Below are 14,835 nucleotides of genomic sequence, written 5' to 3'. Positions count from 1 at the left end.
TTCAGTGATGAACTATGGAATGGGAGTTCAGTGATGAACGATGGAATGGAAGTTTAGTGATGAACTATGGAATGGGAGTTCAGGTAGTAATGAATCCGACGCGGCTCGCACGATTTAGCTGCGAGCGCAAGGGGGGACCGTCTTCACTATCGCTTCACCAAGTCCCTGTCACTTCACTGAGTCACTGTCGCTTTACTGAGTCCCTATCGCTTCACTAAGTCACTGTCGCTTCACCAACGGTCCTAAGACGTTACCGGATCTCCCCACTGCGACAGCTTTGTTTCGATAAAGTCGACGACCAGTTGATGCTGTTGAGCTCCGCGATTGGTAATCGCCATTGGCTCTCCAAAGGCAAAGCGAACAGTCTTGCTAGGGTCGATCGGCCCGATGTCTTTGATCCGCTTGCCGTTTCGCCACGCATCTGTTTTCAGCGCGATTGGAACGACGGGCACTCCCGCGCGCATCGCCAACTTGACTCCAATCGAATTGAATTGGTCGGCATCAAACGTCGAAGAGCGTGTGGTCTGCGGAAACACGATGACGGACACTCCGCGCTGCAAGCGACCGACACCTTCCTGCATCACCACCTTCAAATCGTCACGAGGACTCTCGCGCGTGACACCGATCGGATCTCGCGAACGAAGGATATGCTTAAAGACGGGGTAGTCGATCAAGCTTTGTTTGACCACGAATGTCACATCGCGAATCGGTTGAATGATCGCTGGCAACACCATCGTTTCCAGCATACTCATATGATTGCCAACAAACACGCAAGGCGATTGCAGAGCTCGAATGTGTTCGGTGCCGCTGATTTCAAATTGCACTCCCACCGACTCAAGAGCCTCAATGACGCCGTGACTGGTTCGAGTCCATTCGGTTCCGTCATAAAGGCCTCGTTGAGCAGTGCGAGCGGAACACCACACATCCCAACCGAATTGGCGGTAGAACGCCAACGAGGGATACTTGCGAGAAAACCACGAAACGGGCTTTTCTGGCGTGCGATAAACTCCGCCGGGATAATCCAGCGGTTCGATTAGATCTGACATTCGCGTCTAACGTTGACCACTAAGCGTGCGGCAGAATTTCTTTGGCTCGCTCGAACTGTCGAGCCGCCTGAAGTGCCGGATGCTTGGCAAGGATAAACGCGATCATTGGAGTGCGAGAATCGGCATCCAAGAAATCAGCGAGGTGATCTTCGCTTAACGTTTCACTGCGAGCCGCCCAAATCATCTCATTCACCGCGTCACCGAACGGCGTGTACGGCAGGTCCGCCAACGTGCTTGGCCGCGTCTCGAAATATTCTTCGGGCGACGATGCCGCCAATTCCGGAATCAATCCCATGATGCTTTGGAAGTCACCTTTTTGCTCATAGATGTCCACCAGCAGGCCACGGACGACTTTGTTATCCGGTGCCTTTTGCAACAAACGCCGTGCGTCGGCAAGCGCGCGTTCAACATCGCCGGTGAACCAACGAGCGCGAATCAAATCAGCCTGAACTGAAATTGAAAACGGATTCAACAATTGTGCTTGCCGCAGATGCTCGATCGCCTGATCGTCCTTGCCAAGAGTCAATTGCAGCAATCCGAATTGGTGGTGAATTTGCCAACGTTGCGGCGCCTTCATTTCAAGTTCCATCAGCTCGCGATTTGCGTCTTCGTATTTCTCGCGGGTCTGCCATTTAAGCATCGCGTCCGCTAAGCGAACCTCAACTGATCGTCCATCGATCTTGCTGGCTTGATCAACGTAGCCTCTGGCCTGGATGATCGTTTCGACTGCTTCTTCACGCGGCAACTGGGCGGCGACCGTGATCGAGGTCAGGGCGAGCCCGGCTAACGGTGCTGCGAAATCAGGGTCGGCTTCATGGGCTCGTTGGAAACACATGATCGCGCGTTTGAGCCCCTCGGGGCTATCCGGTTCCGACCGCAATTCGCCATCGATCAAGCACTCGAACGATTTCTCGCACTTCGTTAGATCATGCCAATGCGTTAACGAAAGTTCGCATCCAACGACCTTGGCAACGACAGCGGCGATTCGCGTTTGGCTCAACAACGATTCACCGCTAACCAGAGGAACTCGTTTGCCCCAAATCTGATTGCCGGTTTGTTGCGAGATCAACTGCAAGTCAAGAAAAGGCTTTCCATTGGTGCCTTTCTGAATTGTGCCGGTCAACAAAGCTTCCACACCGAGTCGTTCGCCCAGCTCACGAAACTCGTCAGGAGTCGTCGCGCGAAGCGGCTGAAACTTCGGAACTCGCAAGTTCGGAAGTTGCGAGAGTTCATGAACCAGCAATCCGGCCAACATGTCACCTCGAGAAAGATTGCTGACGCCGATCGGCTTGCTCAAAAATCCGGGACGACTCTCACTCGACAAACTCGATCCATCATCAAATGAAAGGACTGCAACCGACTCAATCGCGGCTAGCGACGTGTCAGCAGGAAAAAAATAAGACAAACCGGAAACGGTCGATGCAGCTACACCCGCAATGCCAAGCCCCATCACCGCACGCCGAGTCATTCGATCCGAGCGTGGCGCCGAGAGGGTTGCGATGGAAGAGTCCGAGGCATTGCGTAAGATCTTTGCGATCAACATTGCATTAGCGGGTCGCGAAGACGCTTCCTTTTGCAAACATTGATCGATCAATTCAGCCAATGGTTCATCGTCTGAACGACGAGTGATGTCCGATTGGGGCACGTCAGTAATGACGGCTCGAATGCGAGCGGACTTAGTGGTGCCTTCAAAGGCACGCTTGCCATAGAACGCTTCATGTAAAATGCAACCGAGCGAAAAGATATCTGCCGATAGGGTGACCGGTTCACCGAGCGCTTGTTCGGGAGCCATGTAACCGGGGGTGCCCAAAATCATGCCTTCGCGAGTTCGATCATCGCGACCTTGGCTGGACTGACCATTGTCGTTGGCTACTTCATCGGTCGGAACACGCGAGAGCCCAAAGTCAAACAACTTGACCATCATCGTTTCGGTGTCGTGCTTTGCCGTTTCAATCGAATCGATGCTCGAATCTGAATCACCACGTTTGACCAACATGATGTTTTGCGGTTTCAAGTCGCGATGGATCACTCCCGCAGCGTGCGCGGTTGCGAGCGCATCAGCGATTTGCGACCCCAACCGACGAACTTCCTTGGCGGGTAAGCGACCTTGTTCGAGTACGTCTTCAAGCACCACGCCGTCAAGGAATTCCATCACGGCGTAGGGAAGTCCACCGAAGCATCCCACATCGAAGAGTTCAACGATGTGCGGATGGCTGATCGCGGCAACAGCACGTGCCTCTCGTTCAAAACGTTCGGTCAGGTCTTCGCGTCGAGCAATTTCAGCGGTCAACGTTTTGATTGCAACGCGTCGATTCAGCCGATGATCGCTGGCACCATAAACCACTCCCATTCCACCGCGGCCAAGCACGTCTTGAATCGTGTATCGACCGAGCATGTCGCCGATCTTAGGCAACTGGAAATCTCGGTTGTTTGATGCGTTGGGACAATCAGGATCGACTGCCTTGCCATTGGCTCCTGTTCCACTAGAACGCTGTTGGTCGCTTGGCGGGTGAGTCGAATGGGTGCTGGACGATGAGGAAGACGATACCACTTCTTCGTAAATGGATTGCAGTTCTTCGCGCAATTCATCACGGTGCTTGCCACCGTGATCGCTTTCGTAACGATCTAGAAACTGCTCAATCGATGGCGCGTTTGTTCCTCGTTCTTGAGCCTGGCGCAATTGCGATTCGTAGTCGAGGCACAACTGGTCAACAATCGCGAGATCAGCGGCGCTCATTTCATACAATTTCATGACTCATCAACCTCCTCAGACCACAACTTGCGAATCAACTGCAAACGTCTTTCCACCGCTCGTTTACTCATTGTCAACTTTTCAGCAATTTCGTCGACAAGGTAGCCGTCCATCCGCATGATCGCGATTTGTCGCAATTGTTCATCAGCGAGTTGGCTCAGCAAACCCTCGCATGCTTCAGCGAGTTCGACATGAATATCAGGAGCGTGTTGGTCGCCGGTCACGCCGCCGATACCATCGCCCCGACGTTCGCCACCCTGATCCATGAAGACCGACTCACCGCGAATGCTGCCGCCGCCACGTTTCTGGCGCGTCTGGTGCCGCAAATGCGCGTGAGCTTTTCGACCGGTCAGCGTGATTAGCAATCCCCAAAGATTGTCGGGTCCACTAAGGTCGGGATACTGGTCACGTCGAATACCGGCGATGAAACTCTGAAACGCCGACAACGCAATGTCTTCTTCGTCACCGGTGCGACGCAGGTTCGCGGGTAAGCGACGTGCTGCGATGCGAACGAGTTGTTGGAAGTACTTCTCCCAGAGCTCAGTGGTGGCTTCTTCGTCACCCTGCCGAACCAGATCAAGCAACTGCGTGAACTCGACGTTCTCGTTGGAGGGTGACTTTTTCACAGGCTCACATTGAATAGGCGTAGGTAGAGGAGCAACCGGTGGCGCTACCATCGTACCAAGATTAGCCAATTTGTTCGTCCACCGACCAGGGTTCTTCGACGGGGCCAACCCCGCGGGAAATCGCGATCCAGGTCCCCCCACTCGATTATGAATGCTACTACGTAACGGTAGCGGTGAACGTTCGACCGCTGGTTTCGTCGCGGCCTTCCGCTGTGGAGTGAGGTTCAAAGTGTGTTCTCCGTGCATATCCCAAGGCAATCGAGCCATTTCCATCGGCTGCGACACTGGTCAAACGCCCCACCGTCTTGCCGTCCGCATCGAGCGTCGTGCCGACCGGGGGTACGCAATCAGCGATCATCCAGCGGACCAGTTTCCGTTGAACTTGCCCGAGAGCGTCCAAACGGGCAACGGTTTCCTGGCCGAGATAGCAACCTTTGGTAAACGAAACCGCTAAGTCGTCGCGATCGAGTTCCTGGGGAAGATTCTTTTCGTCTAAATCAACGAAATACCATGGAAACGCGGCCGCAACACGAGCCTGGTGAAAGTGATTTTCGTCAGCCAGTTCAATGTCCTTCTGAGCTAACCATCCGCACACTTTTTCGTACCCCTCGGCGGGGACTAAGCACCACAACGTACCGGGCCCCAAGATCGTTGTCGAATACAGCACCACTGAATGCCCTGCAACGAGGCCTTCGACCACCTTGGGATCAATTCCCCCCGGTAAAATCAGCGATTGGTACGAATCGGTCATCGCGCGAGGCACGGCGTCTTCGCGTATCGTGTATTTGTCCAAATGAGCTGCGAGGGTTTCGGCTTGGTCACCCGCCCCCAGGAAACGGAACCCAAAGTCGTGACGGATAACGTAGCCATGGCCGATCGTTTTGCCTCGAACATCCGTGATAAATGTCTCACGCCCTTCGCCCGGATTACCTGATTCGCCCGCTTTGAGCGACTTGATTTCGTTCGTGGTGACGTTGTGAACGATCGCGGCAGCGTCTTTTCCGACGATGTCCAGCACGGTGAAGTGGTTCAGTGGGTAGACGACGTGGTGATTCCGATTGCTCATGGGACTCGAAGATACCAGCGGCCCGCCGGTAACAGAATGATAGGGGCGTCTGAGGCCCCAAAAAACATTGCCTAAACGTCAAACTTCATGGAAAAACGGGGCTTCACCCAATCTTCATCGAAACCTCGCCGAAGTGTGTCTCGTCAATTGTTAAGACGGATGATAGCTTGGCTGAGACGTTAGGCAGGCCGGTTTAAGGCCGGTCGCCCACCCTCATCTTTACCGGCACTCACGCCATTTCCATTGGCTGGCTTGCCACTTCCATGACCATGGATTGCACAAACATGTACCGAATTTTCGGCACCACAGCCTTACTCCTGGCCACCCTGACCTTCGTTGGTTGCGAACCAACGGCGACACCGTCCGTCGATACCTCGACCGACCTTGGCACATCGACGGCCGATAGTTCGTCAAGCAACACCACCGCTACGGCACAAATGCCCGCCGCCAACGGCGAAGCTCCTTCGGCGACCGTCGCAGCCGGCGATGGCAAGGTAAACACGGAACTGCAAGGTAAAATCGAAATCGACGGCAGTAGCACCGTGTTCCCAATCAGCGAAGCCGCGGCCAACCAGTTTGGCAAAAGGTTTCCCAACGTGAACGTTACCGTCGGTGTCTCGGGTACCGGTGGTGGATTCAAACGATTCACCAAAGGCGAAACCGATATCTCCGATGCATCCCGACCAATCAAGGGCGGAGAGTTCGATGCCGCCAAAGCTTCGGGAGTCAGCTTTGTTGAAATTCCAGTCGCTTACGATGGTCTGACTATCGTCGTCCACAAGGACAACGACTGGGTCGATCATTTGACTGTCGATGAAATTAAGAAGATCTTCAACGCTGAACCTGCTGCCAAATCTTGGTCCGCTGTTCGTGATGGATGGCCCGACAAAGAAATCAAAATCTTCGCACCGGGCACCGACTCGGGAACGTTCGATTACTTCATGGAAGTGGTTGCCGGTAAAAGTGGATCGCTTCGATCTGACATGAGCACCAGCGAAGACGACAATGTCTTGGTAACGGGTGTTTCAGGTTCACCATCGGCAATCGGTTTCTTTGGCGTCGCCTACTACGAAGAGAACAAAGATAAGCTGAAGGCTGTGCCAGTGGTCAACCCAGAACTTGGCGAGCCTATTGCACCGACTAGCGAAACAATCGAAAGCGGTGACTACGCTCCGTTCAGCCGCCCGTTGTTCATCTACGTCAACGTAAAATCGCTGTCGCGTCCAGAAGTCAAGCGTTTCGTGACCTACTATGTCGAGAACGCTCCCGCGATGGCTCAGCAAACTGGGTATGTGGCATTGCCAGCGGACGTTTACCAGACCGCTTTGAAGAACGCCCGCGCACGAAAAGCTGGCACTCACTACCTAACCGCTGAAGGTGACAAGCGAGAAGGCCCGGTGACGAAAGTCTTCCAAGCTTCGAACCTGAACACCGGAAAGTAGTGTTCATCAACGGCTCGCTAAGCGAGCCGTCAGTTTCAACCGCTCGCTCGTCGAGCGGTCCAGTTTTGAAAGTAGCTTTGCAACATGATGGCTTCCGCCGATAACACGCTCGACCTTGACCAACGCGTTCGAGCATTGCACGCCTCGGATCGCAAGTCACTTGTTGGCGTTCGCATCCGTGAATTTGGCGTGTACGTCGTCTTGTTTTTGTGTGGCGTTTTTTCGCTCTTGATCACCGTTGCGATCCTGGGCGTGCTCGTCACCGAAACGATCAACTTCTTTCGTGCCGATGAAGTCACGATCGCCAACTTCTTGGGTTCGACTCAGTGGACTCCACTGCTCGGTAACCAAAAGAGTTTTGGAATCTGGGCGTTAATCAGTGGCACGATGTCGGTGATGGTGATCGCGATGTGCATCGCTCTGCCGCTAGGTTTGATCACGGCGGTGTATTTAAGCGAATATGCTCCGCCGCGTGTGCGAGGCGTGCTTAAACCCGTCCTGGAAGTTTTGGCCGGCGTGCCGACGGTGGTTTACGGGTTTTTCGCGTTGATGGTGATCACCCCGACGCTGCAATGGTTCCATAGCGGCTTCGGTGTTTTCAACGCAACCAGCGGTGGAATAGCAGTGGGCATCCTTTGCTTGCCAACCGTTTGTTCACTCGCCGAAGACGCCTTGCAGGCTGTCCCCCGATCGCTGCGGGACGGAGTGTACGGGATGGGAGGAACTCGTTTTGACGCTACGGTCAAAGTCATTATTCCGGCGGCCCTAAGCGGCATCATCAGTGCCTTTCTGCTGGCGATTGCGAGAGCGATCGGCGAGACCATGATCGTCGCCATTGCTTGCGGTTCACGCCCACAAGTGACTCTTGATCCGCGAGATGAAATTCAAACCATGACCGGCTTCATGGTCCAAATGGCGGGCGGCGATGTATCGAACTTTGGCACCGAGTATTACTCGATGTACGCCGTTGCTTTCACCCTGTTCATCATCACGCTGTCCTTGACCATGGTTGGCAACGTGGTTCGCAAACGATACCGCGAGGCATACGAATGAGCCACTCTGATCAACCTGAACGCGACCCCAACGAAATGCCCAGTCATCGTATCGAAGGTGCTGCCGATGATAGCGGCACGTCTACAGCTTCGAGTTCATCTTCGAGTTCCGGCAGTGGCAATCAATACACGCTTCGCGATAGTCGCGGACGCCAGTTCAAAGAGAAAGCGTTTCGTTGGATTTGCGTGGCTACCGCAACTGTGTCAGTCGCCGTACTTGGCTGGCTATTGACGTCGATCTTAACGCAAGGCATTCCAGCACTAACGCCGGAACTGCTAACGAATGCTCCTGAACCTGATCCGAGCCAAGCTGGTATTCGGCCGGCACTTTTTGGAACCATTTGGGTTTGCGCCTTGTGTGGGTTGATGACGCTTCCAATCGGAATTGCCACCGCCATCTTGCTCGAAGAATTCAAACCCAAGAGCAAGTTTGCTGCTTGGATTTACGATGTGATCCAACTCAACATCAGCAATCTTGCCGGTGTCCCGAGTGTCGTTTACGGCATCTTGGGTCTAACCGCGTTCGTGTCCATGTTCGGTCTGTTCGACACATCGGCAACCGAGAACTACCAGGGGCTTGAAATGGGCGTGAAGTATTACGACCAATTCTTTAGCGAAGGCGACCGGTCGATATTGTTGCCAGTGCCAGACGTGAGCGCGGAGATCACCCAACCGTCATCGGGCATGAATGCTTACATGTTTGCTCAAGACGCCGACGGCAATTCGCTGATCGACTATAGCAAGCTTGTGCCGACAAAGATCAACGTGATCAGCTACGACGATGAGTACCCCGAAGACGAGTCAGTGTTGGAAAGCACGATCTTTGAAGACGCACAGGCTGGCCGAGTCAGCCAGAAACGTTGGTACTACTTTCGGCTTCCGTTTGGCCGAGGCGTCTTAGCCGGCGCAATGACATTGATGCTGGTCATCCTGCCCGTGATCATCATCAGCTCGCAAGAATCACTAAGGGCCGTCCCAAGCTCCCTTCGCGATGGTGCTCGCGGGATGGGGGCAACTCCGTGGCAAGTGGTTCGAACGGTCACCTTACCAGCGGCGATTCCAGGAATCATGACCGGCTCTATCCTTGCGATGAGTCGTGCCATCGGCGAAACCGCACCCATTTTGATCATTGCCGGAATTGTCTATATCCGTAACGCTCCGCAGCATTTGATGGACGATTTCACTGTCATGCCGCTGCAGATCTACAACTGGACCAGCCGCCCCCAAGAAGAGTTTCACCACATCGCTGCGGGGGGGATCATCGTCCTGCTGGCGATCCTACTTTCGTTCAACGGCATCGCCGTATTTATTCGTCAAAGAGTGCAAAAACCCCTTAGTTAGAGACTTTTCACAAAGGTCATCTACTTGCCCGAATCTTTCGCACGGTGTGCTAGACTGCGGCAGGCTTATTCCCCCATCAACATCATGAAATCAGTGACCACGGAACTTCCATCAGTGGCGTCCACTCCGACTATCAAGTCTTCTGACCGGACTGTGCCCGGCACGAAGCCCAGCGAGATCTCGCTGTCTATTCAAAATCTCAACGCATGGTACGGCGACTTCCAGGCGCTGCACGGTATCAGTCTTGATATCCCGAAGAACGAGGTTACCGCGTTCATCGGTCCTAGCGGTTGTGGCAAAAGCACACTGCTGCGTTGGTGCAATCGCATGAACGATACGATTGTGAGTGCGAAAGCGACCGGCAATCTCCAGATGAACGACATCAATCTGCTGGATAAGTCGATCGATGTTGTTGATCTTCGCCGACGTGTCGGAATCGTATTTCAAAAAGCAAATCCGTTCCCCAAGACCATCTTTGAAAACGTCGCGTTCGGCCCCAAGCTGCACATGAAGCTGAACCGTTCGGAAATGGAAGATTTAATCGAATGGTCGCTTCGCAAAGCAGCGCTTTGGGACGAAGTGAAAGATCGCCTGCACAAACCAGCATTGGGACTTTCCGGCGGACAACAACAACGCCTCTGCATCGCTCGCGCGATCGCCGTCGGCCCAGAATTGCTGTTGATGGATGAACCCTGCAGTGCTTTGGATCCTGCGTCCACGCTTGCGATTGAAGACTTGATGGAAGAATTGCGAGAGCAGTACACCATCGTCATCGTTACCCACAACATGCAGCAAGCTTCGCGTTGCAGCGACAAGACCGCGTTCTTCTTTGAAGGCCGCGTGATCGAGTTCGGACAAACCGAGCTGGTATTCACCAAACCCAAGAATCAACAAACTGAAGACTACGTTCGCGGTCGCTTCGGCTGATCCAATGTGGACAGGATTTGCCTTGTCTACAGGTTTGTTAGCGGCTCACCATGAACGATCGCTAACATGATCTTGGTCGCCGGTTCGGTGCTAGAACGGCTTCAACTCATTTGCCGCTGCTAGCGACGCGCGGTACCAATTCCAACTTTCTTATGTTACGCAAATGACACGACACCTCGACCGCGAACTGTATCTTCTTCGAGGCGACTTGGTAGATCAATTTGGAGTCGTCGAACAGATGATTCAATTGGCGGTTCGTTCGCTCGTAGAACGTCGAGCCGACTTGGCCGATCGCGTGATCGCGACCGACGAACAGGTTGACGAGAACGACATTCGCATCGAGGAAGAATGCCTGAAGTTGCTTGCCTTGCACCAACCGGTGGCCACTGACATGCGTTGGCTCATCTCGGTCGTGAAGGTCAACGCGGCGCTTGAACGAATGGCAGACCTAGCATGCAATATTGCTGAACGAAGCAAGTCTCTCGATCTGTTTCCGCTGTTCCCCGTTCCCGACGAAGTTAACGAAATGGTGTCGGCAACGACATCGATGGTCAAAATGTCGCTTGACGCGTTCGTCGAACGAGATGCCCAGAAAGCTCGTACGGCAATTAAGGCAGACGAATACGTTGACCGACTCAATCGAATGGTGATTGATCAATTGCATCATGTCATGAAAGATGACTCGCAAATGATCGAACCTGGCATTCATTGCTTCAGCGCCTCGCGACACCTCGAACGCATCGCTGACTTGGCTGAAAGCGTCGCCGAGGACGTGATCTATCTTGTCGAAGGCGAGATCGTTCGTCACCAACACGACAATTACCTCGACACGCCGTAGACGTGCCATCCTCTTGTCTTGTCACTTCGGCGAACAACGTTCAATAACGTTCAATAACGTTCAACGTTGTTCAACACGGTTCAACACGGTTCAACGTTGTTCACCCCGGTTCTACGGTCGCACGGCTTGAGACCGTGGTAAGCCGAGAATAGTAAGTAAACTCGACGTTGTTGGTTGCGACTCTAAGCAGCGCGGTAGAGGTGTTCGCGGGTGGGTGGCATTCCGGACAGACCTTTAGCGGCACGCTTGGTGGCCACGACTTGGTAGAGCTTGATTGATCCGGCACTAAAACCGCCTGATGCGCCTGCAAGATAGGCAACCCACAAGTTGTACCGTTCAAGGCCAACCAAACGAATCGCTTCTTCTTTATTCGCGGACAAGTTCTTGCACCAGAAACGCGTAGTCAAAGCGTAGTGTTCACGCCACGATTCAACGTCGTGCACCTCGAAGCCACTATTCTCCATGAAGTCGGTGGTCATGCCGACGGGCGTCAATTCCGATCCAGGAAAAATGTACTTGAGCAAGAACTTGCGCTCGGGACGAATGCGCTTTGCAAGACGTTGTGACTTTTTAGCTCGCCGCGCGATGGCGTGATTAAGCATCACGCCGCGGTCACGCAGCATCGAGTTGATCTTATCGAAGTATCGTGGATAGTTGGCGACGCCGATGTGTTCGGACATGCCAATGCTCGAGATCTTGTCGTAGCTGCCTTGATGGTCAGCGTAGTCGCAAATCTCGACGCTGACTTGGTCTTGAAGGCCAAGCTGTTCAATCTTTTCTTTTGCAAAGTCGTGTTGTTGCTGCGACAACGTGATGCCGTGAGCCTTGGCACCGTAGTGCTGCGCGGCGTGAAAGATCAATCCGCCCCAACCGCAACCGATATCGAGCATTCGATCGCCGGGCTCCAGCCGAAGCTTGCGGCAAATCATATCGAACTTATCGTGCTGGGCTTGGTCGAGTGTGTTGTTCCAGTCGGTGAAGTAACCGCAGGTGTAGGCCATCTCCTTGCCAAGAAACAGCTTGTAGAAATCGTTTCCGACGTCGTAATGAAACTGGATGTAGTCCTTGTTTTTGCGTTTCGCTTCGGCGCGTCCCACCATGTCGTCGTCATACCCGTGGCCAATTTCGGGGATGTCGGTTTTGGCAAACATGAATGGAAGAGAGTGCATCGCCATCGCAGCCTTGCTGATTTCTTTCAGCTTGTGGCGGTTCGCTCGATCGGTTTTCAATGCCTCGGAAAAATCAATCAGGTCACCACCGATGAATTCGATGTGACCAGTCGCATACAATCGCACGAGAGTTTCAAGGGTTGGCTTTCGCATCAACGACCCAACAACGCCCGGACCGGACAATTTGATGATGTACTTGCCATCGGTCTCTTGGCCCAGTGGAACCAGGTCACCATTCCACAGTTCGATGGATACGTTCAAGTTCAGAGGCCCGGCCACACTGGTGAGCATCTTCTTGATTGAGTTAATTTGCGTTTGGGCTGAAAAAGGGTGTCCCATCCTGGGCTCTCCGGTATCGGCGTGGACTTCCGTGCATAGTTGTCCGACGGTAGCAACTTCAGCGGTCTTGAGTTAGATCAATTCTTAGCCAATGGCACGACGGAGCCATTGGCACAAGAACCTAAACCACAATCAACAATGGTTCGCTCGCTCGGGCTTTATGCGGCAATCCGTTGGTCACGATCAGAGTCGTCATCGTAGGCGACGCCATCAACGTCTGCCTCGCTTCGCATGGACTCTTCAGACAACTGATCGGTGGTAAGCAGCCATCCGGTAGTAACTAGCATCATCGAGTAGGCAATGACTTCAACGGATTCCTCGGCGAACCCCCAGTTCAGTTCTTCAGAAACTTCGGCACCAACGAACAGACCAACAAACGGCAACAGAGGCCAAAGAAAGCCTAGGTTGGCAAACCGAGTAAACGAGAGCCATTGGCCCCGTGTGCGATAGGCGCCCACCACTGTCATCACCACCAAAGCCAACGCGGTTGATCCAGAGATGATGCGTTTGACAAATCTTGGCAAACCAAAACCGTCGAAACCGTCGCCAGGACCAATGCTTTGAATCTCGCGAACACATCCCAACATTGCTACGCAAACGATGGCGAAGGTAACGTACCGCCAAAACCCAGCGTCTTTTCCTAGACGGCTGGGAATACGCATCAGGCATGCCAGTCCGACCAAGGTCGTTGCACCGAGCAAGACGATTTGAGCGTTTTCAAGAAGCCCGTTTTCTCGCACTAATGATGTGGAATCACCGCCAGTCGCCTGGTCCCAAACAACGAGTGCGGCCACGATGAGGCCACCGATCGACATGGCGTGCAGGAAGATTCGGCGGTAGGGCCATGCGACGGATACTTTAGACTTGTCGATACGGATAATTCCAGCGTCCATACTAGCAATCCCTTGTGAACGAGCGATTTGGTCGAGCATCATGCTCGAGTTCACAGGGAGTTAACGAAACCTTCATTGGCGATCAATAGCAATCATTTTTCGAAAGAGCGATGGGTCATGCGAAGCTTGCTGTGATCGGAGACCTCCACTGTCTTGGGATTTCCCATTAGCGTTTCTTCTTGATCCAATCATGACTAGTAGCTCGATAAACGGCTTGATCGCCCATGGCGTCTCGCAGTCCATCGACCACTTTGTCGACTTCTCGCTGGCTCGTTTCGTTTTCCGCCAAGTCGAATAACGACATTTGCCGCGGAGCATCGCGGTCGGTAAGCGAACTGAGCGAAACCCCCAGCAAACGCACCGGCCGAGGTTCACGAGACCGCATTTCAGTCAGCAATGCGATCGCCACGCGGAAGATTTCGTCAGTCGAATCCGTCGCCCGAGGAAGCGTTTCCGATCGGGCGAAGGTGCGAAAGTCATCACGGCGATACTTGATCGAGACACAACGCGTTTGGCGTTTGTTGCGTCGAAGCCGTCGAGACACCTGCTCACTCAGGAAGCTCACGACGGCGATCAACATCGTTTCGTCGGTCAAGTCTTCATGAAAAGTTCGCTCGTGACCAATTTGCTTGGCATTGCGATCGGGTACGACTTTTCGCTCATCGATTCCATTCGCAAGTTTCCACAGATGCTCGCCCCACGACCCAAAACTACGCTTCAAGTCGTCCAATTCTCGAACGCGTAAGTCGCCAATCGTTCTTAGCCCCATGCGATGCAATCGTTCCTGCCCCACCCTACCCACACCCCACAACCTCGAGACGGGCAGGGGATCCAAGAACGATTGAACGCTTTGCGAACCAACCTCGACGAATCCGTCTGGCTTCTGCAAATCACTAGCGATTTTGGCGACAAACTTGATGGGAGCTACCCCGACCGATGCCGTCAGGCCAAGCTCTATCTTGATGGCAGCTTTGATTTCACGGCCGATTTTTGCCGCCGAACCGAACAATCGTTCGCTGCCGGTGACGTCCAGAAATGCTTCATCAAGCGACAACGGTTGGACAAGCGGCGTGTACCGCAAAAAGATCTCTCGCACTTGCTTGCCGATCGCCGCGTAGTGATCAATACGGCTTTTGACGAACACGACTTCCGGGCAAAGCTGTAAGGCTCGTCGTCCAGGCATAGCTGAATGAATTCCAAAGCGTCGGGCTTCGTAACTTGCAGCGGCCACCACACCTCGGCCACTCGATCCCCCGACCACGACCGGGCGACCGCGAAGTTCGGGATGATCGCGTTGTTCGATTGCGGCGTAAAACGCATCCATATCGATGTGCAGTATCACAA

The 14,835-nt window shown here is 53.6% G+C and carries 12 protein-coding genes; 5 read left to right on the top strand and 7 right to left on the bottom strand.

Going from position 1 to position 14,835, the window contains the following annotated elements; translation table 11 throughout:
- Positions 1-242: 242 nt before the first annotated feature.
- The 4 genes from Pla22_RS13310 to ygfZ form a co-directional block, all read right to left on the bottom strand.
- Complete coding sequence (locus Pla22_RS13310) at positions 243-1,046, bottom strand: lysophospholipid acyltransferase family protein (protein ID WP_146515045.1); 804 nt, start codon at positions 1,044-1,046, stop codon at positions 243-245.
- A gap of 19 nt (positions 1,047-1,065) precedes the next feature.
- Positions 1,066-3,798 carry a serine/threonine-protein kinase gene (locus tag Pla22_RS13305; protein WP_146515044.1) on the bottom strand — a complete coding sequence of 911 codons (2,733 nt, stop codon included), beginning with the start codon at positions 3,796-3,798 and terminating at the stop codon, positions 1,066-1,068.
- Positions 3,795-4,424 carry an ECF-type sigma factor gene (locus tag Pla22_RS13300; RefSeq protein WP_242631980.1) on the bottom strand — a complete coding sequence of 210 codons (630 nt, stop codon included), beginning with the start codon at positions 4,422-4,424 and terminating at the stop codon, positions 3,795-3,797. The genes Pla22_RS13305 and Pla22_RS13300 overlap by 4 nt, the downstream gene beginning before the upstream one ends.
- Before the next feature lie 157 nt (positions 4,425-4,581).
- Positions 4,582-5,490, bottom strand: coding sequence for a CAF17-like 4Fe-4S cluster assembly/insertion protein YgfZ (ygfZ, locus tag Pla22_RS13295; RefSeq protein WP_146515043.1), 909 nt, complete (start codon positions 5,488-5,490; stop codon positions 4,582-4,584).
- Positions 5,491-5,774: 284 nt separating this feature from the next.
- Here ygfZ and Pla22_RS13290 point away from each other — a divergent pair, with 284 nt between their 5' ends.
- The 5 genes from Pla22_RS13290 to phoU all read left to right on the top strand — a co-directional run bounded on the left by Pla22_RS13290 (position 5,775) and on the right by phoU (position 11,090).
- Complete coding sequence (locus Pla22_RS13290; RefSeq protein ID WP_207310351.1) at positions 5,775-6,932, top strand: PstS family phosphate ABC transporter substrate-binding protein; 1,158 nt, start codon at positions 5,775-5,777, stop codon at positions 6,930-6,932.
- Positions 6,933-7,016: 84 nt separating this feature from the next.
- On the top strand, positions 7,017-7,985 hold the full coding sequence (gene pstC, locus Pla22_RS13285; protein WP_242631979.1) for a phosphate ABC transporter permease subunit PstC: 969 nt from the start codon (positions 7,017-7,019) through the stop codon (positions 7,983-7,985).
- Positions 7,982-9,325 carry a PstA family ABC transporter permease gene (locus Pla22_RS13280; protein WP_146515042.1) on the top strand — a complete coding sequence of 448 codons (1,344 nt, stop codon included), beginning with the start codon at positions 7,982-7,984 and terminating at the stop codon, positions 9,323-9,325. The genes pstC and Pla22_RS13280 overlap by 4 nt, the downstream gene beginning before the upstream one ends.
- Positions 9,326-9,409: 84 nt before the next feature.
- On the top strand, positions 9,410-10,252 hold the full coding sequence (gene pstB / locus Pla22_RS13275) for a phosphate ABC transporter ATP-binding protein PstB (RefSeq protein WP_146515041.1): 843 nt from the start codon (positions 9,410-9,412) through the stop codon (positions 10,250-10,252).
- Positions 10,253-10,415: 163 nt separating this feature from the next.
- Positions 10,416-11,090: a phosphate signaling complex protein PhoU gene (gene phoU / locus Pla22_RS13270; RefSeq protein WP_146515040.1), complete on the top strand. Its 675-nt coding sequence runs from the start codon at positions 10,416-10,418 to the stop codon at positions 11,088-11,090.
- 182 nt (positions 11,091-11,272) lie between these two features.
- On the opposite strand, the gene Pla22_RS13265 is transcribed toward phoU, so the two are convergent.
- From Pla22_RS13265 to Pla22_RS13255, 3 genes are all read right to left on the bottom strand, one after another.
- Positions 11,273-12,598, bottom strand: coding sequence for an SAM-dependent methyltransferase (locus Pla22_RS13265; protein ID WP_146515039.1), 1,326 nt, complete (start codon positions 12,596-12,598; stop codon positions 11,273-11,275).
- Between the two features lie 158 nt (positions 12,599-12,756).
- Positions 12,757-13,533: a hypothetical protein gene (locus Pla22_RS13260; RefSeq protein ID WP_146515038.1), complete on the bottom strand. Its 777-nt coding sequence runs from the start codon at positions 13,531-13,533 to the stop codon at positions 12,757-12,759.
- Between the two features lie 124 nt (positions 13,534-13,657).
- A complete protein-coding gene (locus tag Pla22_RS13255) occupies positions 13,658-14,833 on the bottom strand; it encodes a DNA polymerase IV (protein WP_146515037.1) in 1,176 nt (391 codons plus the stop codon).
- Between the last annotated feature and the right edge of the window lie 2 nt (positions 14,834-14,835).

Origin of the sequence: Rubripirellula amarantea (assembly GCF_007859865.1) — a bacterium.
Classification (GTDB): Bacteria; Planctomycetota; Planctomycetia; order Pirellulales; family Pirellulaceae; genus Rubripirellula; species Rubripirellula amarantea.
Note: the sequence above shows the minus strand (reverse complement) of the source record. Positions and strands in the feature narration are given on the sequence as shown.